General features: G+C 70.1%; 23 protein-coding genes. 14 read left to right on the forward strand and 9 right to left on the reverse strand.

Annotated features, from left to right (window positions below; translation table 11 throughout):
* Nucleotides 1-138: 138 nt before the first annotated feature.
* The 5 genes from N5095_RS05665 (at nucleotide 139) to N5095_RS05685 (ending at nucleotide 2,920) form a co-directional block, all read left to right on the forward strand.
* Nucleotides 139-348, forward strand: a complete 210-nt coding sequence (locus N5095_RS05665) for a dodecin family protein (RefSeq protein ID WP_267621769.1) — start codon at nucleotides 139-141, stop codon at nucleotides 346-348.
* Nucleotides 349-446: 98 nt separating this feature from the next.
* Nucleotides 447-797, forward strand: coding sequence for a DNA-binding protein (locus N5095_RS05670; protein WP_267621770.1), 351 nt, complete (start codon nucleotides 447-449; stop codon nucleotides 795-797).
* The gene (locus tag N5095_RS05675) at nucleotides 798-1,391 is read left to right on the forward strand and encodes a DUF7411 family protein (protein WP_267621771.1); all 594 of its coding nucleotides are present in this window, start codon (nucleotides 798-800) and stop codon (nucleotides 1,389-1,391) included.
* A 141-nt stretch (nucleotides 1,392-1,532) separates the two neighbouring features.
* Nucleotides 1,533-2,417 carry an EamA family transporter gene (locus N5095_RS05680; protein WP_267621772.1) on the forward strand — a complete coding sequence of 295 codons (885 nt, stop codon included), beginning with the start codon at nucleotides 1,533-1,535 and terminating at the stop codon, nucleotides 2,415-2,417.
* 89 nt (nucleotides 2,418-2,506) lie between these two features.
* Complete coding sequence (locus N5095_RS05685; RefSeq protein WP_267621773.1) at nucleotides 2,507-2,920, forward strand: EamA family transporter; 414 nt, start codon at nucleotides 2,507-2,509, stop codon at nucleotides 2,918-2,920.
* Between the two features lie 15 nt (nucleotides 2,921-2,935).
* Here N5095_RS05685 and N5095_RS05690 read toward each other — a convergent pair whose 3' ends face one another.
* The 5 genes from N5095_RS05690 to eif1A form a co-directional block, all read right to left on the reverse strand.
* Nucleotides 2,936-3,211, reverse strand: a complete 276-nt coding sequence (locus N5095_RS05690) for a hypothetical protein (protein ID WP_267621774.1) — start codon at nucleotides 3,209-3,211, stop codon at nucleotides 2,936-2,938.
* Between the two features lie 80 nt (nucleotides 3,212-3,291).
* Complete coding sequence (locus N5095_RS05695) at nucleotides 3,292-4,665, reverse strand: MFS transporter (protein WP_267621775.1); 1,374 nt, start codon at nucleotides 4,663-4,665, stop codon at nucleotides 3,292-3,294.
* A gap of 88 nt (nucleotides 4,666-4,753) precedes the next feature.
* A complete protein-coding gene (locus N5095_RS05700) occupies nucleotides 4,754-5,725 on the reverse strand; it encodes a winged helix-turn-helix domain-containing protein (protein WP_267621776.1) in 972 nt (323 codons plus the stop codon).
* Nucleotides 5,726-5,770: 45 nt separating this feature from the next.
* Entirely contained in the window at nucleotides 5,771-6,688 is a 918-nt protein-coding gene (gene rio1, locus N5095_RS05705) for a serine/threonine-protein kinase Rio1 (protein WP_267621777.1), read from the reverse strand.
* 107 nt (nucleotides 6,689-6,795) lie between these two features.
* The gene (gene eif1A, locus N5095_RS05710; protein ID WP_267621778.1) at nucleotides 6,796-7,080 is read right to left on the reverse strand and encodes a translation initiation factor eIF-1A; all 285 of its coding nucleotides are present in this window, start codon (nucleotides 7,078-7,080) and stop codon (nucleotides 6,796-6,798) included.
* 172 nt (nucleotides 7,081-7,252) lie between these two features.
* On the opposite strand from eif1A, the gene N5095_RS05715 reads away from it, so the two are divergent.
* On the forward strand, nucleotides 7,253-7,432 hold the full coding sequence (locus N5095_RS05715; protein WP_267621779.1) for a DUF7470 family protein: 180 nt from the start codon (nucleotides 7,253-7,255) through the stop codon (nucleotides 7,430-7,432).
* A 178-nt stretch (nucleotides 7,433-7,610) separates the two neighbouring features.
* Here N5095_RS05715 and N5095_RS05720 read toward each other — a convergent pair whose 3' ends face one another.
* The gene (locus N5095_RS05720; RefSeq protein WP_267621780.1) at nucleotides 7,611-9,386 is read right to left on the reverse strand and encodes an excinuclease ABC subunit C; all 1,776 of its coding nucleotides are present in this window, start codon (nucleotides 9,384-9,386) and stop codon (nucleotides 7,611-7,613) included.
* 143 nt (nucleotides 9,387-9,529) lie between these two features.
* On the opposite strand from N5095_RS05720, the gene N5095_RS05725 reads away from it, so the two are divergent.
* Together N5095_RS05725 and N5095_RS05730 are read left to right on the forward strand one after the other, a co-directional pair.
* Entirely contained in the window at nucleotides 9,530-11,164 is a 1,635-nt protein-coding gene (locus N5095_RS05725) for a methyl-accepting chemotaxis protein (protein WP_267621781.1), read from the forward strand.
* Between the two features lie 63 nt (nucleotides 11,165-11,227).
* Nucleotides 11,228-11,515 (forward strand): DUF7967 family protein, encoded by a 288-nt coding sequence (locus N5095_RS05730; RefSeq protein ID WP_267621782.1) that lies wholly within the window; start codon nucleotides 11,228-11,230, stop codon nucleotides 11,513-11,515.
* A gap of 24 nt (nucleotides 11,516-11,539) precedes the next feature.
* On the opposite strand, the gene N5095_RS05735 is transcribed toward N5095_RS05730, so the two are convergent.
* The gene (locus N5095_RS05735) at nucleotides 11,540-12,769 is read right to left on the reverse strand and encodes a PrpF domain-containing protein (RefSeq protein ID WP_267621783.1); all 1,230 of its coding nucleotides are present in this window, start codon (nucleotides 12,767-12,769) and stop codon (nucleotides 11,540-11,542) included.
* A gap of 142 nt (nucleotides 12,770-12,911) precedes the next feature.
* On the opposite strand from N5095_RS05735, the gene N5095_RS05740 reads away from it, so the two are divergent.
* A complete protein-coding gene (locus tag N5095_RS05740) occupies nucleotides 12,912-13,898 on the forward strand; it encodes an ABC transporter ATP-binding protein (protein WP_267621784.1) in 987 nt (328 codons plus the stop codon).
* Complete coding sequence (locus tag N5095_RS05745; protein ID WP_267621785.1) at nucleotides 13,895-14,794, forward strand: ABC transporter permease; 900 nt, start codon at nucleotides 13,895-13,897, stop codon at nucleotides 14,792-14,794. The genes N5095_RS05740 and N5095_RS05745 overlap by 4 nt, the downstream gene beginning before the upstream one ends.
* Nucleotides 14,795-14,980: 186 nt before the next feature.
* On the opposite strand, the gene ligA is transcribed toward N5095_RS05745, so the two are convergent.
* Both ligA and N5095_RS05755 read right to left on the reverse strand, forming a co-directional pair.
* Nucleotides 14,981-17,230, reverse strand: a complete 2,250-nt coding sequence (ligA, locus tag N5095_RS05750; RefSeq protein ID WP_267621786.1) for an NAD-dependent DNA ligase LigA — start codon at nucleotides 17,228-17,230, stop codon at nucleotides 14,981-14,983.
* Nucleotides 17,231-17,288: 58 nt separating this feature from the next.
* The gene (locus N5095_RS05755) at nucleotides 17,289-18,614 is read right to left on the reverse strand and encodes a chymotrypsin family serine protease (protein WP_267621787.1); all 1,326 of its coding nucleotides are present in this window, start codon (nucleotides 18,612-18,614) and stop codon (nucleotides 17,289-17,291) included.
* A 121-nt stretch (nucleotides 18,615-18,735) separates the two neighbouring features.
* Between N5095_RS05755 and N5095_RS05760 the strand changes: the two genes are divergently transcribed.
* The 4 genes from N5095_RS05760 (at nucleotide 18,736) to N5095_RS05775 (ending at nucleotide 23,852) form a co-directional block, all read left to right on the forward strand.
* Nucleotides 18,736-19,476 carry a hypothetical protein gene (locus tag N5095_RS05760; protein ID WP_267621788.1) on the forward strand — a complete coding sequence of 247 codons (741 nt, stop codon included), beginning with the start codon at nucleotides 18,736-18,738 and terminating at the stop codon, nucleotides 19,474-19,476.
* 149 nt (nucleotides 19,477-19,625) lie between these two features.
* Nucleotides 19,626-20,915: an O-acetylhomoserine aminocarboxypropyltransferase/cysteine synthase family protein gene (locus tag N5095_RS05765; protein WP_267621789.1), complete on the forward strand. Its 1,290-nt coding sequence runs from the start codon at nucleotides 19,626-19,628 to the stop codon at nucleotides 20,913-20,915.
* A gap of 21 nt (nucleotides 20,916-20,936) precedes the next feature.
* The gene (gene metX / locus N5095_RS05770) at nucleotides 20,937-22,205 is read left to right on the forward strand and encodes a homoserine O-acetyltransferase MetX (protein WP_267621790.1); all 1,269 of its coding nucleotides are present in this window, start codon (nucleotides 20,937-20,939) and stop codon (nucleotides 22,203-22,205) included.
* A 651-nt stretch (nucleotides 22,206-22,856) separates the two neighbouring features.
* The gene (locus N5095_RS05775) at nucleotides 22,857-23,852 is read left to right on the forward strand and encodes a tyrosine--tRNA ligase (protein ID WP_267621792.1); all 996 of its coding nucleotides are present in this window, start codon (nucleotides 22,857-22,859) and stop codon (nucleotides 23,850-23,852) included.
* Nucleotides 23,853-23,913: the final 61 nt, after the last annotated feature.

Consider the following 23,913-nt stretch of genomic DNA (forward strand, 5'->3'; position numbering starts at 1 on the left):
GGGACGCCGACGGGAGAGCGACGGGTACGACGGACCACGGACCGGACCGCCGTCGTCCGGCCGAGCCATCAGCCGGCCTGACGGTCCCGTCGGCGGACTGTGCTGTATATCTCCCTACACGACGTACCCGGGGGTCGCATGACGGCAGTCAAAATCATCAAAGTGCTCGGCACGTCGACCGAGTCGTGGGAGGAAGCGGCCCGTGAGGCGGTCCGGCAGGCGGCCGAGAGCGTCGACGACATCCACGGCATCGAGGTCGAAGACTGGACTGCGACGGTCGAGGACGGCGAAATCACGGAGTACAAGGCGACCGTCGAGCTCGCGTTCCCCGTTCACGAGCAGGTGTAAGGCGTCGCGAGAGCGTCGGCCGCCGGACCCGTCGAGGACGCGGCCGCGGGACTCCGGCGTCCGTAACGGTTTTCCTCCAGAAACGGGAACTAGCGACTATGAGCGGCAACCCCGACGACGACCGACTGGAGAAGCTCCGCGAGGAGAAGATGCAGGAACTGCAGGAGCAGGCCGAAGGGCAGGGCAACGAGGAGGCCCAGGAGCAGGCGCGCCAGCAGCAGGAGGCCCAGAAGGAGGCGCTGCTCCGGCAGTACCTCACCGACGACGCCCGCCAGCGGCTCAACGCCATCCAGATGTCGAAACCCGACTTCGCCGACCAAGTCGAGCGCCAGCTCGTCGCGCTCGCGCAGTCCGGGCGCATCCAGGAACAGATCGACGAAGAGCAGATGAAGAGCCTGCTACAGGAGCTGAAGCCCGAATCGAAGAGCTTCGACATCCGTCGCCGGTAGATGGAGCTGGCCCTCCTCTACAGCGGCGGGAAGGACTCTTCCCTCGCCGCCCTGCTGCTCGACTCCTTCTACGACGTGCGGCTGGTCACCGCCCACTTCGGCGTCACCGACGACTGGCAGCACGCGGAACACGCTGCCGACGCGCTGGGCTACCCCTTCGAGACCGTCGACCTCGACCTCGACGTCGCCACCGAGGCCGCAGACCGGATGCGCTCGGACGGCTACCCCCGTAACGGCATCCAGCGGGTCCACGAACACGCCCTGGAGGTCGTCGCGGCGGACGCCGACGTGACGGCGGTCGCCGACGGCACCCGCCGCGACGACCGGGTCCCCTCCGTCTCGCGGGCGCAGGCCCAGAGCCTCGAGGACCGCCACGGCGTGGACTACCTCTCGCCGCTGTCGGGGTTCGGTCGGGGCGCCGTCGACCGCCTCGTGGAGGCGTCGTTCGAACTGGAGTCGGGCCCGAGCGAGTCGGTGCCGAAAGCCGACTACGAGGGGGAACTCCGTGCGGTGCTCGCGGAGCGTCACGGGGAGCGCGCCGTCGAGGAGGTCTTTCCGGACCACACCCAGACGTACGTTCGCGGCTTGAAGTAGCGGCGCTGCGGTGTCCGAGTGACTCCGGTGGTCGCTCGACTGTCGACGACCCGAGTACCGACGCCCGCTCCCGCGGTCCGGCCCCGACCCGAACACGCCGTTTCCGAACCGTTCTTCTCCCCGCCGACTCCACTCGAACCCGTGCCCCTCGACCCCGGTATCGGCTACGCCCTCCTCGCCGCCCTCGTCTGGGGCGTCTACATTTTCGCGCTCAAACGCTACTTCGACGACTACCCGGCGACGCCGTTCACCGTCCTCGTCAACTGCGCCGCGGTCGTGGTGTACCTCCCGGTCGCACTCACCACCGTCGACCCGGCCGAGGTGCCGGACCCGACGACCTTCGCCGCGACCGACGTCGGCGCGGTTCTCCTCACCGTCGTCGGCGTCGGCGCCGCGTTCGTCCTCTTCCTCCGCGCCATCGACGCCGGCGCGGTGTCGTACGTCACGCCGATAAACAAGGTCGTCCCGGTGTTCGTCCTCCCCATCGAGGTCGCCCTGCTCGGCGCGCACCTCCGTCCGATACAGGTCCTGGGGGTCGTCGTCGCCACCCTCGCCGTCTACGTCGCCAACTACGAACCCGGCCACCTACTCGACCCGATTCGTCGGGCCGCCACGTCGCGCCCGGCACAACTCGCCCTCCTGTCGGCGGTCGCCTACGCCGTCTCCGACGTGGGCAAACGCGTCGCGTTGGGTGACTTGGGCATCCCGACTGGCGTCTGGGTCCCGTTTCTCCTGCTCGCGGTGGCCCTCCTCCTCGCGCCGCTCGCGGCCCGCGAGTGGCCCGACTGGCCCGTCCGCCGGGACCTCCCCAGGTTCCTCGTCGCGGGCGCGCTCGTCGCGACCGGCGAGCACGTCACCTCGCTCGCGTTCAGTACCGTCCCGGCCAGCGTCGCCTCGCCCATCATCAACACGCAGGCCGTCGTCGCGGTGCTGCTCGGCGGCGTCCTGCTGGGCGAGGAGGCCCTCGGCGTCCGCCTCGCCGCCGCCGGGCTAGCGGTGGCGGGCGTGACGCTCGTCGCGCTCTGACCGGGCGTACGTGACCCGCGAGAAGCGAAATCGGCGGTTCCTGCAGGTAGCACAACCGACCTTCCCATCGTGGGGCGTACCCGTGCACGATGAACTACCTCGTCTGGGCGGTCGTCGCCCTCGTCGGCTACTCCGCGTTCGTCCCGCTCGCGAGCCTCGCGACGAAACAGATGCCGAGTCACGTCACCGCGCTCGTCACGAACACGATGCTCGCGTGCTCCGCGCTCGCCCTCACCGTCGTCCGCGGCGACGACGCCGTCGAGTACCTCTCCGGGCGACCGCTCGTCTACACCGTCGCGGCCGGGGTCTTCCTCTCGGTCGGCATCCTCGCGTACTACCGCGCGCTGTCTCAGGGTCCGGTGAGCGTCGTCACGCCCATCTACGGCTCCTTCCTCGTCGGTGCCTCCGTCCTGGGAATCGTGTTCCTCGACGAGCCGTTCTCGCTCGCGAAGGGTGTCGGTATCGTGCTGACGATGGCGGGAGTGTACCTCGTCGCGTCCTGAGGCCCGGAACCGCTCTCACAGCACCTTGAACTTCAGGCTCCCGTTGCGCTCGAAGCGCGCGTAGGGCACGTCCGGGAACTCGAACGTGAGCGTCTCGGTGCCGCCGGCGGCGATGTCGACCTGCTGTTCGGGCTTGGCCTTCACCTCGTTCTTCCCCTTGCCGGCTGTCACCCGCGCGCGAACGGTGACGCTCGCGTCCGCCTCGCCGTCGTTTTTCACCGTCGCGGTCACGCGGAGGGATTCGTCGTCGGCCTGGTTCGTCTCGAAGTCGGCGACCGTCACGTCTGCCATGCACGAACGGTCGCCGTCGAAGCTGATGGCTCTTTTTCGAGTGTATCCGACTGGTCCGCTCTCGGACCGGTTCGGCGCCGTCACCGGCCGGGCGAGGGAGCGTCCCGTTCCAGCGTCTCCATCTCGGCCACCCGGGGGAGTCGTCGGAGGGACGGGACGGCGACGACGTAGACCGCGATGAACGCCATCCCGGCGGCGCCGACGACCATCACCGGGAGCGCCCCGGCGGTCGCGGCGAGCCAGCCGCCGGTCAGCGCGCCGACCGGCATCATCAGCGTGCCGCCGCTCGCACCGACGGAGCTGACGCGGCCGAGCAGGTCGTCGGGGACGAGGCGCTGGACCATCGCGCCGAAGACGACGTTGGTGACGCCGACGGGGACGAACGCGAGAAAGAGCAGCGCGACCGTCCCCGGAAACCACGGAGAGGCGAGCGCGCCGAGCCAGCAGGTCGCGCCGGCCGCGTAGCCGACGACGGAGAGCCGGCCCAGCGGCCACCCCTCGAACCGGGTCGCGAGCAGTGCCCCGACCAGCACGCCGGCGGAGATGGCCGCGAGCAGGACGCCGTAGGTCTCGGCTCCGCCCAGCAAGTCGGCGTACGCCGGGAGGGCGGCGGTGACGCCGCCGAGCGTCCCGTTGGCGACGAGCCCCGTCACCATCATCGGCAGGAGGACCGTCCCGCGGAGGTAGTCGACGCCTTCGCGGAGTTCCCGACGGTAAGCCCGGAACGCGGAGTCGGCGACGACGACGCTCTCGCCGCCGTCGGCGGCCACGGCCGTCGCGTCGTCGTCCACGGCCGTCGCGCCGGCAGTCACGGTCCTCGCGTCGGGGTCCACGGTCGCTGCACCGGCGTCCATCCCGGAACCGGCCGCGTCCCCGTCCCGCCTGCCCGGCACCCGGAGCGTCGCGAACAGGAGCGCCGCCGCGGCGAAGGTGACCGAGTCGACCAAGTACAGCGCGACGCCGCCGACGGCGACGAGCAGCAGGCCGCCGGCCGCGGTGAACGCCATGTCGACCCCCTGGTAGGCGAAGGAGAACGCCGAGTTCGCGGCGACGAGTTCGTCGTCGTCGACGATGCGGGGGAGCGCCGCCGACTGCGCCGGGTAGACGAACTGGTTCAGCATCGACACCACCGGCATCACCGCGAGGACGACCCAGTGGCTCAGAGCGCCGACCCACGCCGCAAGCGGGATGAGGAGCACGAGCAGGCCCTGTGCGACCTGCGTCCACACCAGCGTCCGCCGGAGCGGCCAACGGTCGACCAGCGGCCCCGTCAGAAACTGGAGCGCCTGCGGTGCGAGCACGAGGAAGCCGGCGACGCCGGTGTAGAACGGCGAGCCGCTGAGGTCGTAGACGAGCCACATCGCGGCGACGTAGTAGAGGCTGTCCCCGGCGTTGGTCACCAGCCTACCGGCGAGCAGGCGGGCGAACTCCCGATTGCGGAGGAGCGCGAACATACCCGCTCTCCGCCGGCTTCGGGGATAAGCGTCTGCAGAACGACAGTTCTGTCCGACGACGGGCAGAACGGCGGTTCTGTTCGGCCGGTTACAGGTGGGTGCGCTCGCTGGATTCGACCCGCCCGTCCGGGTCGATGTCGACCGTCAGGCGCTCGCCGTCGAGGTCGACGCTGACCCGCGCCCGCGTCGGGTCGGTCGCCACGACATCGACGTCGTAGTCGTCGAAGCGCCCGAAGGCCTCCCACGTCGGGGCCGTCGTCACGTCGACGCCGTGGTCGTGGAAGAAGGCGACCCCCGTCGGGTGACGGAGGGAGACGATGAACGGCGAGGCGTTCGACTCGCTGTCGCACTGCCGGCACTCGTAGACGATACGGGTGTCGGGCTCCCGGTCGTGGCCCGTGCCCTCGTCGGACCCTCCCCCTTCGCCGCCGTCGCCACCGCGGTAGTCCGCGACCAGCCGACTGTCCACCCGCCCGCCACAGTTCGTACAGAACCCGGCGATGACGCGCTGGAAGGTCGACTGGAGCCAGCGGTCGGCCGCCTCGGGCAGTTCCTCGCGGTCGAACTGCCCGAGCGTCCCTGGCGGGAAGGCGAACTCGTTTCTGAACACCCCGCAGTCGGCGCAGTGGACTCGCACGCGTTCGTCGGCGTAGTCGAGGACGAGTCGACCGTCGCAGTTCGGACAGGGAGCGTCGACCGGGATAGGGTCGATGGAGACGGTGGCGGTGTACGTGCCCGCGACGAGCGCCCCGACGACCCGCCGGCCGGCGAGGGTGAGCGTGTACCCGTCCCCGTCGTCACCCCGACGGACGAACGAGCCGACGAGCTTCTTCAGGTGGTAGTTGAACCGGCCCGAGTCCGCGGTGCCGACCCGCTCGCGGAGCTGCGAGAACGTCAGCGCGTCCTCGTCGGCCTCGTCGAGCGCCCGGAGGATGGCGACGCGCGTCTCGTCGCCGAGCAGCGCGAACGTCTCCTCCGGTTCGCGACGCTCGACGGTGACGGCTCCAGTCTCGACGTCGTCTCCCTGCCCCGTCGCTGGCCCGTTGCTCCCCTCGGTCATGCGGGACCTCTCGACGGCCGGACGTATCTGCCTGTCGCCGCGTCGTCACTCCTCGCGGTCCACCGGGTCGGCGCCGTCGGGCTCGGGTGGCTCGCCCTGTGGCTCCGGCTCGACGGCGGTGACGTACTCCCGGAGCCGGTCGCCGTCGGTGTCGACCCCCTGTCGAGAGAAGAAGTTCGCGACGTTCCGGCAGTCGCGGTCGAGGAACTCGCCGGCGTTCGGGTGGTGGACGGTGACGGCCTGACCGAGGTCGATAACCACGAGTTCGCCGTCGTGGATGATGAGGTTGTACTCCGAGAGGTCGCCGTGGATGAGCCCCGCCGCGTAGAGCCGGCGCATGTACTCGCGGACGACCCCGTAGGCCGTCTCGGGGTTGTTCACCTGCACCTCCGCGAGGCGGCGGGCGCGGTCCTCGACCAGCCCGACGAGCTCCATCACGAGCACGTTGCGCTCGACGGCGATTGGCTCCGGGACGCGCACGCCGGCTTTCCGGGCGCGTTTGAGGTTCGCGTACTCCTTTCTCGTCCACGCGAGCACGACCGCCTTCTTGTCGGAGGCGATGCCCTCGAACCGAGGGTCGCCTTCGAGGTAGTCGCGCATCTGCCGGAAGTTCGAGGAGTTGATGCGGTAGATTTTGACGGCTACGTCGCGGTCGTCCGCGCCCAGCGCCTCGTAGACGTTCGCCTCCTTCCCCGTGGAGATGGGGCCGCCGAACGCCTCGACGTGGCCGTCCTGCACCAGCTTGTAGAGGGCGGCGAGGGTGGCGTCGTCGAACACCGACTGCTCGACCTTGAACTGGTCGGCGTCCTTGATGCGCTTTCTGAACTCCGTGAACTCCCGGTCGCGCTTGCGCGCGATGCGGTCGGCCTCGGTGTCGGTGACGTCGATCTCCTCCCACTCGTCGCCGAAGCTCTCCGCTTCCTCCGGGTCCACTAGTTCGTACTCGCCGCGCTCGCCGCTCATTCGTCACCGTCTACGGACTCGGTCGTGAAAAGCGTCGCCCGTTCGCCGTCGGAACCGGAGTGTCGCTCTCGACGACAGGAACGGGTCGGCCGATCGAACCGCCGGCGTTACTGCAGGTGGCCTTCCTCGCGGAGCTGGTCGGCCTCGGACTTCTCGTAGCGCCACGTGATGTCGCCCTTCTCGTCCTGCCAGTCCCACGGCTCGACGAGCACGAGGTCACCCTCGCGAATCCAGACGCGCTTCTGCATCCGTCCGGGGATGCGGACCGTCCGCTCCTGCCCGTCGGCACAGCGCACCTTCACCCGGTTGGCGCCGAGCATGTCCAGTACCTCCGCGAACAGCTCGCCGTCCTCGGGCATGCGCAGGTCACGTCGCCCCTCGTTCTCCGTCATGGGGAGACGTTGGCCGCCCCGGCGCTTAAGATTTTATCGACAGCGGATTCTGGCGGACGGAAACCAGGTCTCCGAGGGCGCGCGCCGGCAGTCCCCGACGCCGCGACGCCCCACCTACCGGCCCTCGCCGGGAAGCGGCAGGTTTACCCGACGCTTCCGTGTGGCGTCGCACATGCTCAAGAAGCTCGGTGCGACCGGAATCGGCGGGCTCGTGTTGGTGCTCCTCGGCGTCGGCCTCGTCGCCTGGCAACAGCCCATCGTCGCGCTCGGCATCGCGCTCGCGTTCGTCGGCGTCGCCCTCGTCGCGAAGGGACTCATCTCGAACGTCATGTCGGCGTTCGGCTTCGCGTAACGCGTCTGTCGGCGAACGAGTAGTTTATCATTCTCGGTGGCATACTCCGCCTGCGGCCGTTGGGAACAGGCCGCACCGGAATGCCAGTCCCGATGGGCCGGCATCTGGTGGGACCGTTCCCATCGGGCGCTTTTCCGACGCGCGGCGTCGACGCCGAGTCGTCGACATCGTCCCTCGTTCAGAGCCGCGCCAGGAGCGCCTCCGCCGTCTTCTCGCCGATTCCCTCCACGTCCGTCAGGTCCGACACCGACGCCGTCCGGACGTTCTCGACGCTCCCGAACCGCCGCAGGAGTCGCTTTCTCGTCTCGGGGCCAACGCCGGGCACGTCGTCCAGGACGGTCCGCACCTCGTCGCGAACCGTCTGGTGGTACTGTACCGCGAACCGGTGCGCCTCGTCGCGCACGCGCTGGAGCACGTGGAGATGCGGGGCGTCGCTCGGCCAGTTCCGCACGCCGTCCTCGGTAATCACGAGTTCCTCCGCCTTCGCGAGGCCCACCGCAGGCACGTCCCAGCCGGTCTCGTCGAGCGCGTCGAGGGCCGCGCCGAGTTGCCCCTCGCCGCCGTCGATGAGCAGGAGGTCCGGGTCGGGTCGGTCGTCGCGGCCCTCCACCGCGCGCTCGGCCCGCCACCGAATCAGTTCGCGCATGTTCGCGTAGTCGTCGTTGCGCTCGGTCAGCTTCTTTCTTCGATAGTCGGCCTTCCGCGCCGAGCCGTCGACGAAACACACGTCCGAGCCGACCACGGCCTTCCCCTGGGCGTGGCTCACGTCGAACCCCTCGATGCGCTCGACGCGCGAGAGCCCCAGCGCCTGCGCGAGCGCACCGAGTTCGTCGTCGCCGCCGCCGCGACGCCGGGCGTTCTTCAGCGCGAGTTCGACGAGCTTCGCCTCGCGGCCGGCACCCGGGACGCGCACGGAGACGCCCTCGGCGTCGAGCCACGCCGCCAGTTCGGGGTCGTCCGGGCGCTCCGAGAGGAGGAGGGCGTCGGGGAGGTCGCGCTCGGCGTAGTACTGGGCGACGAACGCCGCGAGCACCTCCCCTCCGGCCTCCTCGCCCGAGCCGGTCGCACCTTCGGCCTCCCCCGGCGCGTCGAGTCGGTGGCGGGAGCGGTCGACGAGCTGGCCACGCTCGCTGTGGAGCCGGGCGACGGTGGCGCGGTCGCCCTCGACGCTGACCCCGAGCACGTCGACGGCGCGCTCGTCGGTCTGCGAGGAGACGGCCTCCCCGCCCTCGCCGTGGAAGGATTCGACCGTCTCCAGTCGGTCGCGGAGGTTGGCGGCGCGCTCGAACTCCTCGGCCTGTGCGGCCTGCTCCATCCCCCGGCGCAGCGGGTCGGCGAGCACGCCCGTCTCGCCCTCGAAGAAGCGAACGACGGACGCCACGTCGTCGGCGTAGGCTTCCTCGGAGATTTCGCCGGTGCACGGCGCCGTACAGAGGCCCATCTCGTAGTCCAGACAGGGCCGGTCGCGGCCGCTGTACTTGTGGTCCGAACAGCCCCGCACGCCGTAGGTCTCGCGGAGGGCCTTCACCACGGTCTCGACCTCCCGCTTGCTCGTGTAGGGGCCGAACACCGTCGCGGCCTCCTCCGGGTCGCGCGTCACCTCGATGCGGGGAACCGGGTGGTTCGTGAGTTGGACGAGCGGGTAGGACTTGTCGTCCTTCAGGCGGACGTTGTAGCGGGGCTGGTGGCGCTTGATGAGGTTCGCCTCCAGCAACAGCGCCTGCGTCTCGGTGTCGGTGACGGCGAAGTCGACGGCGACCGCCCGCTCCACCATCCGGCGGATGCGCTGGCCGCGCGGGTCGGCGTACGACCGCACCCGGTCGCGGAGGTCGACCGCCTTCCCGACGTACAGCACGGTCGCGTCCTCGGTCCCGGGCCGGGCGTCGAGAAACTGGTAGACGCCCGGCTCCCGCGGCAACTCCCCGGCGCGCTCGCGGACCTCGCTCGCGTCCATCGACCGCCCTATCCGCCGGACGGGCTTGAGACTGACGTGTCGTCCCCGCGGGACGGCGTCGTCCCCCGTGCCGAGCGCCTTCGATTATCATATTTGATTCCTGCTGCGAAAGGTTAAGGCAGGGTCGGGAAGCAGCGTGCACAATGAGTTTCGAGCCGCTCCGGTGGGTCCGCGACCGTCTCTCGGGACGTGCGGCGCGAGGAACTGACGCGGAATCGACGCCGTCGATGACGGACGGAGGCGTGGTCACCGTCGACGGCGACGGGGCCGGGACCGGCGAGTTCGACTTCCCTGCGTCCGAAGGCGCGGCGACCGGTGCGGACGTCGCGGGCGACGCGGACGAAGACGAACTCAACATCGACGACGACGTGCTCATCGACGGGATGGGGTCGCCCGTCTTCGTCGTCGACACGTCGGGAAGCGTCGTCGCGTGGAACCACAGCCTGGGACAGCTCACGGGCACCGGCGACGACGCCGCAATCGGGTGTGACCGGGTCAGCACGGTGTTCTACCCCGACGGCCGCGACACGCCGATGCTCGCCGAGAAGGTGCTCGACGCGCCGCAGCGCGCCGACGAGGCGTACGGTCTCGACGTCGAGGACCCCGAACTCCTCCTGTACGCCGACAAGGAGGTGTACGTCGACCGCCACGGCGACGAGCGCCACCTCTCACACACCGCCATGCCGCTGTACGAGGGCGACGAGTTCGTCGCCGTCATCCAGACGATTCAGGACCGCACGGAGGAGGTCTGTCGCACGGACGACGTGGAGGACCTCGTGGCCGAGGTCCAGCGGACGCTCCAGTCGCTCACCGACGGCCACCTCGAAGCGCGAGCGTCGTTCGACGCCTCCGACCGGGCGCTCGACGACCGACTCCTGCTCGTCGTCGACGAACTCAACGAGATGGCCGCGGCGTTCGAGGACCTCGCCGCGGACGTGGACGACGAGACCCGGACCATCGCGGCGGCCGTCGACCGCACCGCGGAGGCCGCCGACGACATCGCCCGCAACGTCGACGAGCAGAACGCTCTGCTCGACGAGAGCACCGACGAGATGCAGACGTTCAGCGCGAACATGGAGGAGGTCGCCGCGACGGCCGACCAGGTCGACGCCGCGGCCGAGCAGGCCCGCGACGCGACTACCGAGGGCCTCGAAGCGAGCGCCGACGCCCGCGAGGCGACCGACGCCGTCGTCGACATCGGCGAGGACCTCGCGGGGAGCGTCGCCGACCTCGGCGAGCGCATGGACGACATTGAGGACGTCGTGGAGGTCATCTCCGACGTGGCAGAACAGACGAACCTGCTCGCGCTGAACGCGAACATCGAGGCCGCCCGCGCCGGCGAGGCCGGGAGCGGCTTCGCGGTCGTCGCCGACGAGGTGAAGAACCTCGCCGACGAGACGCGCGCCCACACCGAGCAGATCACGCAGGAGATAGAGGAACTGCAGTCACAGACCCAACAGACGGTCACGGCCGCCGACGAGTCCCACGAGCGCATCGACCTCGCGGGCGAGCAGATCGGCGAGATGCTCACCTCCTTCGAGGAGATCGCCGACGCCATCGACGAGGCCGCGGACGGCGTCGCCGAGGTGTCCCGCGCGACCGACGACCAGGCCGCGACCGTCGAGGAACTCACCGCCACGCTGGAGACCGTCCGCGACCACGCCGCCGGCACCGAGGCGGCGACCCGCGAAATCGTCGACGCCACCGACGAGGGGAGCGACGCCGTCGACGCCCTCGCCGAGAACGTCGCCGCGCTGCGCGGCGAGCGAACGCGGTAGGACACCCCAGACGCGTCCCGTCGAGCCGTCGCTTTCTAACCCATCGCCGCCGAAGCGACGTCCATGAGCGACGAAGCCGTCGACGCCGAGACCGACACCGTCCGCACCTGGTTCGTCGGGCGCGACTACAACGACCGCGACCTCATCATCCTCACCTACGCCACGCCCGAGGGCGACGGCGTCTTCCGCAAGGAGCTCGCCTCACAGGTCATCGACAAGATGACCGTCACCGCGGCGGAAGACGTCGACCCCGACAACCTCGAAGTCATCGACGACCCCGAGGAACGGGAGCGATACGCCGAGGAGGTCGAGCGCGTCGCGAGCGAGCACGACCCGGACGACGAGATTTGAGTCGGCCGGCGGTGACCGACCGACTCAGAGACGGTAGTACGCGGTGCCGTCCATCAGCCGGCGCTGGGTCCGCCCGACCGTCACCGAGCGGACTGTCGGCTCTGGTGCGCCGGCACGACCCACGTCGACGCCGACGGTCATCGTCCCCCGCGGGTGGCCGATAGTCACGCCGTCGCCGTCGACACCCCTTCCGTCTCCGTCCCGACCCGCGCTCCCCGCCTCGACTACCTCGTGGACCACCGTCCCCGGAAGCCGCGCCGCCGCGGCGGTACAGGCGGCGCTCGTCACCGCGTACACCGGGTGCATCGTCGGGAGGCTGGTGACGCGGGCGACGAGGTCGACCTCGTCGCCCGGGACCCGGTCGCCGTCGGTCGTCTCGTACCCCGTCGGCGGCGCGACGACCGCCAGCTTGGGGTAGTTCGGCGACTCGGCGAGGGCGTCGGCGGGGTCGTCGACGAAGCCGAGGTCGGCCGCGACCCGCCCGCGGAGGCGGTGGAGCCGCTTCATGAACTCGGCGTCGTCGTCGAGCGTCCCGGGGTGCTCGGTCGCCGTCACGCCCAGCGCGGGCGCTCGGACGAAGACGACCGGCGTGGTCACGTCGACGACGCTGACCTCGACGGGGTGCCGGTCGTCGGGGTCGTCGGGACCGCCGGCGTCGACCGCGACGACGCCCGAACCGTCGCCGACGCCGACATCGGTCGTCGGCCCGCCGAGCGGAAACAGCGCGCCGGTCATTGCGCCCGCCGGGTCGAGAAAGCTCGTATCGACGCGGGCGCCGGTGCCGGGGACGCCGTGGACGACGTAGTCGCCGCGGGTCGCCGCCCGGCCACCCGCGAGGGGGACGCGCTGGTCGAGCAGGGCGTCGGTGTTGGTGTTGTGGAGGCGGAGGGTGACGTGGTCGGCGCTCTCACCCACCTCGACCAGCCCGTCGTCGACGGCGAACGCGCCGACGCCCGAGGTCATGTTTCCGCAGTTGCCGTCGTAATCTATCTCCCCCTTCTCGATGCCGACCTGCCCGAACGTGTACGAGAGGTCCGCGTCCGGGCGTTCCGGCGGCCCGACGACCACTAGTTTGGAGGTGGTCGGCGTGGCGCCGCCGACGCCGTCGACCTGTCTCGCCCCCGGACTTCCGAACACGGCGAGGAGGGCCTCGTCCCGTCTCCTCGGGTCCTCGGGGAGCGCGTCCCGCCGCACGAAGACGCCCTTGCTGGTACCGCCGCGGACGAGCGCGCAGTCGAGTCCCTGCTGGTCCATCGCTCCGAGTGCGAGCGCCGCGGTGAAAAAGCTCCGTCGGGCGTCGGCCGGAGCGCCTCGTCGGCCGCCGTCGCCTCCGCCGTCACGCGCCCGTCGGACGGAGTCCGAACACCTTTATTCCATGACCGGGCTACCGGACCCCATGACCGCCATCGAACTGTCGGGCGTGACCAAACGGTTCGGCGACGTCACGGCCGTCGACGGGCTCGACCTCACGGTGTCGGAGGGCGAGGTGTTCGGCTTCCTCGGCCCCAACGGCGCCGGGAAGTCGACGACGATAAACATGGTCCTCGACTTCGTCCGGCCGACGTCGGGCGAGGTGCGCGTGCTCGGACGCGACGCGCAGGCCGAGAGCGTCGCCGTGCGCGAGCGCACCGGCGTCCTCCCGGAGGGGTTCGACGTGTACGAGCGGCTCACCGGCCGCCAGCACGTCGCGTTCGCGGCCGAGTCGAAGGGCGTCGACCTCGACCCGGACGCGATGCTCGAACGGGTCGGCATCGCCGACGCCGCCGACCGCAAGGCCGGGGGCTACTCGAAGGGGATGCGCCAGCGTCTCGCCCTCGGGATGGCCCTCGTCGGCGAACCCGACCTGCTCATCCTCGACGAACCCTCCTCGGGGCTGGACCCCGCGGGCGCGAAGGAGATGCGCGAAATCGTCCGCACCGAGGCCGACCGCGGCGCGACGGTGTTCTTCTCGTCACACGTGCTGGGGCAGGTCGAGGCCATCTGCGACCGCGTCGGCATCATGCGCGACGGCGAGATGGTCGCCACCGACACCGTCGAGGGGCTCCGCGAGGCCGCCGGCGGCGAGGCGACACTCGTCGTCTCCACAGACGGCGTCCCGGCGGACGCCATCAAGGCCGTCCGCGCGCTCCCGGGCGTCTCCACCGCACGCGCCGACGGTAACACCGTCACCGTCGCCTGCGACGACGACGCGAAGACGGGCGTCATCTCGACGCTCGAAGACAACGGCGCCTCGGTCTCGGACTTCGAGACCCGCGAAGCCTCCCTCGAGGACCTCTTCATCGCGTACACGGAGAACGGGGTCGAGAGCCCCCGCCGGTCCGAGAGTACGGACGCCTCCGACCACGAGCGGGACGCCGAGAACGAGTCGGAGGTGGAGGCATGAGCTGGGGGGCCGTCGCTCGGAAGGACTTCCAGGACGCCGTCCGCTCCCGGTGGATTTGGGTACTCTCGGCGCTGTTCGTCGCGATGTTCGCCGGCTCCGCGGCGCTCCGATTCGTCCTCGGGAGCGGGAACGCCTCCGCCCAGCAGAACGCCGGCATCGTCGTCCTCTTCGTCCAGTTCATGTCGGACGGCGCCGCCCTGCTCGTCCCCCTCATCGCCATCGTCGTCGGGTACGCGGCCATCGTCGGCGAGCGCGAGTCGGGGACGCTCAAACTGCTGCTCTCGTTGCCACACTCGCGCGTCGACGTGGTCGCCGGGAAGGTGCTCGGCCGGAGCGGCGTGATGGCGCTGCCCGTGCTTCTCGGCTTCCTCATCGCCGGCGTCGTGCTCCTGCCCGCCGCGAACGGGTTCGCCCTCGGGACGTTCGTCGGCTTCGCACTCCTGACGGTGCTGCTCGCGGTCGTCTTCGTCGGCATCGCGGTCGGCATCTCGGCGGCCGCCAACACCAGCCGTCAGGCGGTCGTCGCCGCCGTCTCCGTCTTCGTCATGTCGACGACCCTCTGGGGCCCGGTCACCGGCCAGCTCGCCGGCGGAATCAAGGACCTCTTCGGTCTCGACCCGGCCGGGAAGATTCGCGTCCAGCTGTTCCTGAAGCTGCTCAACCCCGTCGCCTCCTACAAGACGCTCGTCACATCGCTGATTCCCGGTGTGACCCCGGTCGACGCCCGGGTCGACCTGTTCAGCTTCTTCATCTTCCGTCCGCCGGGCATCGGCGAGGCGTTCGGCGACTCGCTCCCGCTTTACTTCTCGGACCCGTTCGTCGTCGTCTACCTGCTGTTCTGGCTGGTCGTCCCCGTCGGCGTCGGGGCGCTCCTGTTCGAGCAGGCCGACCTCTAAGACCCACCTTTCTTCGCCGGGGGCGTCGCGCGCCTCCGGCGCGCTCGACCCCCGACAAGAAAGCTGGACCAAAGAAGAGCCGCTCGTTCGGGCCTCCGACCCTCACTCGCGGTCGACGACGCTGGACGACGACCGCCACCGCCACCGCACCCGCGACTCTAAACTACCGCCACCGTCCAACCTCCGCTACGCCGGGTACTCGACGCCGCGCTCCTCCAGTAGCTCCCTGAACTCGTCTTCGTCGATTACCGGCACGTCGTTCGCCTCGGCGTCGTCGCGCTTCGTCTGGCCGGGGTTCTCGCCGACGACGAGGTAGTCCGTGTTGCCGGAGACGCTCCCCGTGGCGTTGGCGCCGTAGCTCCGAACCAGCTCCTGGGCGTCGCTTCGGCTCATCGACAGCGACCCGGTGAAGACGAACGTGAGTCCGTCGAGCGCGTCGGCGGTCCCTTCGTCGACGTCGACCGGCTGGGGGTCGACTTCGCCGAGGAGGTCGTTCAACACGGCGCGGTTCTCCTCGCTCTCGAAGAACTCCCGAACCGTTCGGGCGACCGTCGGCCCCACGTCGGGTACGGTCTGCAGGCGCCCCTCGAAGGCGTCGAAGTCGGCGTCGGCGTCGAGGGGGAACGCCTCGATTCGCTCGAACTCGCGGGCGAGGTTGTTCGCGGTGGAGTAGCCCACGGAGGGAATCGACAGCGCGGAGAGGAAGTCCCCGAGCGGCGGTTCGCGGGCGTCCTCGACCTCCCGCAGGAGGTTGTCGGCGCTCGTCTCGCCCCACCCCTCGAGGTCGGCGAGTTCCTCGCGGCCGAGGCGGTAGAGGGCGGGCAGGGAGTCGAGCAGGCCCGCGTCCCTGAGTTGCTCGATGCGCTCCTCGCCGAGGCCCTCGATGTCGAGGCCACGACGCGTGGCGTAGTGGCCGATGGCCCGCTCCAGTTGCGCGTCGCAGGCGAGTCCGCCGGTACAGAACGCGACCGGCCCGTCGCGCTCGACGGGACTGTCACAGACGGGGCAGTGCTCGGGGAACGCGTAGTGGTCGTTCTCGGGGCCGTCCGGGCCGTCCTCGCTGCCCTCGCCGTCCTCGCGGTCGTGGCTCTCGCCCTTCTCGACGACCTCGGCGACCTGCGGAATCACGTCGCCGGCGCGCTTCACCCGGACCGTGTCGCCGACGGCGACGCCCAGTCTGGCTATCTCCTCCGGGTTGTGAAGCGTCGCGCGGGAGACGGTCACGCCCCCGACATCGACGGGGTCGAGCAGGGCGACTGGAGTCAGTCGACCGGTCCGACCCACCTGCACGACGATGTCGGTGACGCGGGTCACCTCGCTCCGGGCGGGGAACTTGTAGGCGAACGCCCAGCGGACGTGCCGAGAGGTTACCCCCAGCGCGGCGCAGGCCGCCCGGTCGTTCACCTTGATGACAGTCCCGTCGATTTCGAAGTTCAACCCCTCGCGACGTTCCATGAGGTCGTCGCGGTAGGCGATGGCGCCGTCGACGTCGTCGACGCGTTCGACCTCGTCGAGGTCGACGGTCTGGAGTCCCCACTCCCGCAGGCGTTCGTATTCCTCGAGATTGGTCTCGAACCACTCGCTCGTCTCCGCCGCGTCGGCGGTGGCGTCGACGGCGTCGTCCCAGTCGTCGCCGACGCCGAGCACGTCGTAGAAGAAACAGTCGAGCGGACGCTCGGCGACGACCGCCGGGTCCAGTTGGCGGAGGCTCCCGGCGGCGGCGTTTCGCGGGTTGGCGAACGGCTCCTCGTCGCGCTCGACGCGCTCGCGGTTGTGCTCGCGGAAGGCGTCCCGGGGCATGAACACCTCGCCGCGGACCGCGAGAAAGTCGGGGTGGTCGCCGCGAAGCCGCTCCGGAATCGACTCGATGGTCCGCACCTGCCGAGTCACGTCGTCGCCCCGCTCGCCGTCCCCACGGGTCGCGGCGCGGGTGTAGCGCCCGTCCTCGTAGACCACCTCGACCGAGAGCCCGTCGAACTTCGGCTCGCAGACGTAGTCGACCTCGTACTCGTCGCCGACCTCGCGGCGGACGCGCTCGTCGAACGCCCGAACGTCCGCGACCTCGCCGCTCTGGTCGATGGAGAGCATCGGCGCGACGTGGTCGACGGTCTCCAGTTCGTCCAGCGGTTCGCCGCCGACGCGCCCCGTCGGGGAGTCCGTCCGGTCGAGGTCGAACGTCGATTCGAGTTCCTCGAGGCGCGCGAACAGCGTGTCGTAAGTCCGGTCGGCGACGACCGGGTCGTTCTCGACGTAGTAGCGCCGGTCGTGTTCGCGGACCGCCTCGCGGAGCAGTTCGGCCTGTGCCTCGGCGTCCTCTCGCGACAGCGTCTCCGCAGGGTCGAACTCCGTCGACGGGTCCCGCAGGTAGGGGTTCTCCGGGTCGTCGTCCGACGACGGCTCCGCGTCCGCCCCGGTGTCGGGGGCCTGCTCGCTCATTGGCGACTCTTGGGCGGAGTCGGGTGTAAAGTCCCCGGACCGCGGCCGTCCGTCCGCGTCAGACGTCGACGTCGACCGCGAGTACCCGCCCGTCGAGCGACGACAGGCGGTCGGTCCCCTCCCCGGTCGGGAAGACGACGACCGGCACCTCCTCGGGGTCCGCGGCCGCGGCGACCGGGCCGACCGCGTCGAGGGCGGCGTCCCCGGTCGTCCCCGTCGCGACGACCAGCGTCGCGAGGTACGTCTCGACCCGGAAGTCGACGCCGGCGGCGTCCGCGCGCACGACTTCGCCGTAGCGCCGACGGAGCGCGTTGCCGACGCGGGCGCGGAAGAAGCGGTCGGGGTCGGGTTCGCCGCCGTCACCGCCGTCACCGCCGTCACCGCCACTGCCGTCGTCGCCGCCACCCCCACTGCCCCCTCCGCCGCCCCCGCTTCCGCCGCCCGTCTCGCCGGGGTCGAGCGGCGTCAGTCCGCCGTGGACTTCTTGGACCGTCTCCATCGGGATACCGAGCGTCGTCCGGTCGCTGCCGGCGAACAGCAGGTCCGTGCCGTACAGCCCGTCCTCGCGTTCGACGCCGATTATGCTCCCGCTGTCGCCGCCGGCGCTCATGGGTCCGAACACGTCGAGGCCGACGAACTGGGTCGGCTCGTCGTGGTAGCCGTTCACCTTCACGCGGGCGTCGGTGCCTCTCAGCTTCCCGGTCGTGACGCCGGTCGTCCGACCGCTCTTCGTGTACTCGTCGTCCATCGTCCCCTCGGTCCACCCCTGGAGGGTGCCGACGCCGAGCACGTCGCCGCGGTACCGCTCGGGGTCGACCGCGACGAGCGCGCTGTCGGTCTCGTTGGGTTCGCCCGCCGTCGGCTGGCTGTAGTCGGCGAGCGTCCCCAACTGGTCCTCCTCGGTGCCTCCGTCGGCCGGCCCCGGCTGGAGAATCGGGTCGCCCTCGCTCGCGGCGTCGATGGGGGCGGCGACGTGGGCGTTCGTCAGGACGACCGGCTCGCCGGCCTCGTCGGCGCGTAGCGGCGGGCTCCCGAGCGTGCCGGCCGTAATTTCGGGGTGGCCGAAGGAGACGCCGGCGGGGGCGGGGCGCCACTCGCGCTTGCGGTCGGGCTTCGCCGGCTCCGCCGGGCGGACCGACGCGTGCGGCCGCGGGTCGCCGACCTCCTCCACGTCTATCTTCACGGTCTCGCCGTCGACCTCGACGGTCCGGGGCAGGCGCTGGGTCTCGTCCAGCTGGGTGTCGGGGAGCTTCCGGCTCACGAGCACGATTATCGCCTCCTCGCCGGTGTCCCGCCCGTTCACCTGTTTTCGACCCCGTGCCGTCCCGACGACGTTGTCGTACGCCTCCAGTTCGTCCCGCACTTCGTCGGGGATGTGGTCCATGGTAGCACGGTCGGGTCGGCGGGGGTTAACTGTTTTCCGCGGTGCGGAGGTGGAATTAGCCCGCGACCGGAGGGGGAACTAAGCCGAAGGCGCCCCGTGGGAGGGACGTGAGGACCGTTCGATGACGATGGACACGGACGGCGAGCCGGACGGCGGACGAGTCGGGGACGGGTCGGTCGAGGGGCCCTCGCTTCGCCGGGAGGCGCGGGCGACGCTCGACGCCCAGCTCGACGCGTTGGCGGCGCTCGACCGGAAGGCGCTCCGCCTGCTCCAGTTCACGGCGGCGGTCGTGAGCGCCGTCGCCGCCGTGCTCTCGCTGGCGTCGGGGCCGGCCACCGTGCGGGCGGCGAACGCCTACGTCGCCACCGGCGTCGGCGCCCTCCTCCTCGCGGCGCTGACGGCGACGACCGCCTACGCGGCCACCCCGCGGGTCGTCGGCCTCGACGCCGACGGGCTGGAGCGCGCGCTCGCCCTCTCGGGAGCGGAGCGGACCGAGGCGCTCGTCCGCGGCTACGCGGAGTGGATACGCTACAACGCGGCCGCGAACCGCCGGGCGGGGTTCGCGGTCACGGTCGCGTCGCTACTGGTCGCCGGCGCGACGGTGGCGCTCGGCCTCGGCGTCGTCCGCGCCTTCGGCGGGCCCCTCCCGGTCGTCGTCCCGGTGCTCGCCGCGGTGGCGTTCGTCGTAAGCGCCGCCCTCGCGGGCGTTCACCGCCAGGCCCGCCGCGTCGTCGCGGCCGACGGGCCGACGGAGCGCCCCGAGGTGCCGGCCGGACGCATCAGTCCGCAGTCGATGGACACCGACTCCCGACCGCTGAGCGGTCAGCGGGTGGGTCCCGCCGACGGTCGGGACGGTGAGTGAGCCTCGGACCGAGCAGCCGGTGCCGACACCAAGTCATTCAAGAAAACGCGAATTTCCACTCGAAACGAAGGGGTTGAGGGTCCGGCGACGCTCGCAACGATTTCCGTAACTGCGGGTTATAAGCATCTCCAGCTATATGCACCTCACACATGAGCGACGACGGTTTCCGGACCCGTAGTCTCCACACCGGGCAGCGGCCGGACCCCGAGACGGGAGCGCTGGCCCCGCCCATCTATCAGACCACGTCGTACGTGTTCGAGGACGCCGACCACGCGGCCGACCTCTACGCCCTCGACGCCGAGGGGGACGTGTACTCGCGTATCTCCAATCCGACGGTCGGAGTGCTGGAGGACCGCCTCGCGGACCTCGAAGGAGCGGTCGGCGCCGTCGCCACCGCCTCGGGGATGGCCGCCATCGACTCGGCGACTACCCTGCTGGCCGAGACCGGCGACAACGTCGTCGCCAGCGCCGACATGTACGGCGGCACCTCCTCGTACTTCACGAAGACCGCCTCCCGGCGCGGCGTCGAGACGCGCGTCGTCGAGACGCTCGACTACGACGCCTACGCCGACGCCATCGACGACGACACGGCGTTCGTCCACGTCGAGACGGTCGCCAACCCGTCGCTGAAGACGCCGGACTTCGAACGCCTCGCCGAAGTCGCACACGACCACGCCGTCCCGCTGGTCGTCGACAACACGTTCGGCACGCCCGCACTCTGTCGACCGCTCGAACACGGCGCCGACATCGTCTGGGAGTCGACGACGAAGTGGATTCACGGCTCGGGCACCACCATCGGCGGCATTCTGGTCGACGGCGGGACGTTCCCGTGGGACCACCCCGACGCCGACTACCCCGAACTGTCGGGCGAGAACCCCGCCTTCGGCGTCGACTTCGCCGAACGCTTCGGGGAGCGGGCGTTCACCATGGCCGCCCGCCACCGTGCCGTGCGGTCGCTCGGCAACCAGCAGTCACCCTTCGACGCCTGGCAGACCCTCCAGGGGTTGGAGACGCTCCCCATCCGGATGGAGAAACACTGCGAGAACGCCCGCGAGGTCGCCGAGGCCCTGCGTGCACACCCCGACGTGGCGTGGGTGACGTACCCGGGGTTCGAGGACCACCCGACCCACGACAACGCCGCGCGCTACCTCGACGGCGGGTTCGGCGGGATGGTCACCTTCGGACTCGAAGACGGGTTCGAGGCCGCCAAGCGCCTCTGCGAGGCGGTCGAACTCGCCTCCTTCCTCGCGAACATCGGGGACGCGAAGACCCTCGTCATCCACCCGGCGTCGACGACCCACGCCCAGTTGAGCGAGGCGGAACAGCGCGCCGCCGGCGTCGACCCCTCGATGCTCCGGCTCTCGGTGGGCATCGAGGACGCCGCGGACATCGTCGCCGACTTGGAGCAGGGCATCGAACGGGCGACGGATGGACGGTGAGCGACCGATGGAGGTGACCCAATGAGCGTAGCGGTCGACCGCGACGTCCGCGACCTCGGCGAGTTCCGCTTCGACTGCGGGGAGTCCGTGCCGAGCTTGGCGGTCGCCTACGAGGCCTACGGCGAGTTCGACGGCGACAACGCGATTCTGGTGTGTCACGCGCTCACCGGGAGCCAGAACGTCGCGACCCACCGGAGCGGCCGTGGCGCCGCCGACGACGCCGACACCATCGACGCCCCACACGACCCCGCCGGGCAGGCCGGCGCGTGGTGGAACGACATCGTCGGCCCGGGGAAGGCCGTCGACACCACCGAGTACTACGTCGTCTGCGCGAACGTTCCCGGCTCCTGCTACGGCACGTCCGGCCCCGCGAGCGAGGCGCCGGACGGCGAGCCGTGGGGCACGGACTTCCCGCCCGTGACCGTCGGCGACTGGACGCGCGCCCAGCGTCGCCTGCTCGACGACCTCGGGGTCGGGCGACTCCACGCCGTCGTCGGCGGCAGCGTCGGCGGGATGAACGCCCTCGACTGGGCCCAGCGCTACCCCGACGACGTGCGCCGGGTCGTGCCCGTCGCCGCCGCCGCCCGCCTCGACCCGCAGTGTCTCGGCATCGACGCCGTGGCGCGTCGGGCCATCACGTCGGACCCGAACTGGAACGGCGGCGACTACTACGGCGACGAGCAGGACCGGCCGGACCAGGGGCTCGGGCTGGCTCGCCAGCTGGGCCACGTGATGTACCTCTCGAAAGCCTCCATGGCGGACAAGTTCGGCCGGCGCTCGGCGGTTCGGGGCGGGTCGGCGGGCGGAGAGCTGTTCCCCGCGGACCCCGGGGCGGCGTTCTTCCCGTACCGCGACGTGGAGTCGTATCTGGACTACCAGGCCGAGTCGTTCGTCGACCGCTTCGACGCGAACTCGTATCTGTACCTGACGCGGGCGATGGACGACTACGACCTCGCCGAGGGGTACGAGTCCGACGCCGCCGCGCTGGGGGCGTTCGAGGGCGAGGCGCTGTTGCTCTCCTTCACCGGCGACTGGCACTTCACGACCGAGCAGTCCGAGGCGCTCGCGGAGGCGTTCCGGGAGTCGGAGGTGCCCGTCGCGCACCACGTCGTCGACTCGGACCACGGCCACGACGCGTTCCTCGTGGAGCCCGAGCGAGTGGGGCCGCCGCTCCGGGACTTCTTGAGCGAGGGTGTCGAGGGGAAGGCGGTGTCGGATACGGCCGAGGACGACGAAGACGTGGGCGGGTCGGAGTACGCACCCGTTCACAACTCGTTGTTCTCGGGTTAGTTCCGGTCGTCGGTGGGGCCGTCTCGGGCGGTTCGTCCGACCGCGGTCGCCGTCCTCGGTTAGGGGATGGCGGAAGGCGACCGGTTCTCACCGGTGGTGAGGATCTCCTTTCTTTCATCCCAATATGTGGTGACTCAGCTCCTAGAGACAGAGCGTGTCTCTCATTCCCGGTAGTAGATTAGTTGAAGCCCGATTACCAAGAACACCGCTCCGACCACTATAATCAACAATCCGAATGCCCATACGGAATGGCCACCAGCAGGCGTCGGCCCCGGCGATGGGGGTGTGAAAATGTCGATGAGAATGGGAACTACAACGTACCAGAGTCCAACTACGGTGATGACTCCCCCGACTAGCATCGATAGAGTTCCAGCGATTGATGCGGAGACCCATCTCTTGATTAGTTCCATATTTGTTGTTTTTGGTCATATGCTATCTAGTCAGATGTCATATAACTGTTAGCGACTCATTCGGAAGCTCTGCTAGATACGCGGCACGTCTCTAGAAGCTGTGTCATAGCGAACGGTAGTGAAATTAAGTCGTGCTGTGTCTCGCAAGGTCCCGTGCGAGGAGCCGGGGCACACCACCACACCCACCACCACACATCCAGAAGCCCTATGCCGCATCGCCGCCACCGGCGAGATAGAACCCATGGACGCCTACGACCGCATCACCCGGAACGTCTCCGAGGTGGTCACCGAGGAGGAAGTACGCGAGCTAGCCGACGACCCCGAGGGGAAGCGCGTGTACTGCGGCTACGAGCCCTCCGGCGTCCTCCACATCGGCCACATGCTGACGGCGACGAAACTCATCGACCTCCAGGAGGCCGGCTTCGAGGTGACCGTCCTCCTCGCGGACGTGCACGCCTACCTCAACGACAAAGGCACGTTCGAGGAGATAGCCGACACCGCCGAGCGCATGAAGGAGCAGTTCGTCGCCTACGGGCTGGACGAGGAGCGGACCGAGTTCGTCCTCGGCTCGGAGTTCGAGTTCGACCGGCAGTACATTCTCGACCTGCACGCCCTCGAACTCAACACCTCGCTCTCGCGGGCCGAGCGCGCCATGTCCGATATCAAGAGCGGCGACACGGTGCGGGTCTCACAGGCCGTCTACCCCCTGATGCAGGCACTCGACATCGTCTACCTCGACGTGGACCTCGCGCTGGGCGGGATGGAACAGCGCAAGGTACACATGCTCGCCCGGGACACCCTCCCGAGCATCGACGAGGACGCCCCGACCTGCCTCCACACGCCGCTCATCGCCGACCTCGGCTCCGGCGTCGGGAAGATGTCCTCCTCGGCGGGCGTCACCATCTCGATGGAGGACTCGACGGAAGATATCGAGGAGAAGGTGAACTCGGCGTACTGCCCGCCGACCCGCGACCCCGAACCGGACGACGAGGGCAACGACCGCGAGAACCCGGTACTCCAAATCTTCGAGTACCACGTGTTCCCGCGCTTCGAACAGGTCGTGGTCGAGCGCCCCGAAAAGTACGGCGGCAACCTGGAGTACGACGAGTACGACGCCCTCGCCGACGACCTCGAATCGGGCGAACTCCACCCGCAGGACGCCAAGCACGCGCTGGCGGAGTACCTCGACGAACTCGTCGCGCCCGGCCGCGAGAAGATTCGCGAACGGCGCGCCTGAGCGGACACGCTCGACCGACCCCGACGCCGAGTCGGTCGTGTCGGTCGTGTCGGTCGGTTTC

The sequence above is a fragment of the Halobium salinum genome (assembly GCF_026586625.1).
Lineage (GTDB): Archaea > Halobacteriota > Halobacteria > Halobacteriales > Haloferacaceae > Halobium > Halobium salinum.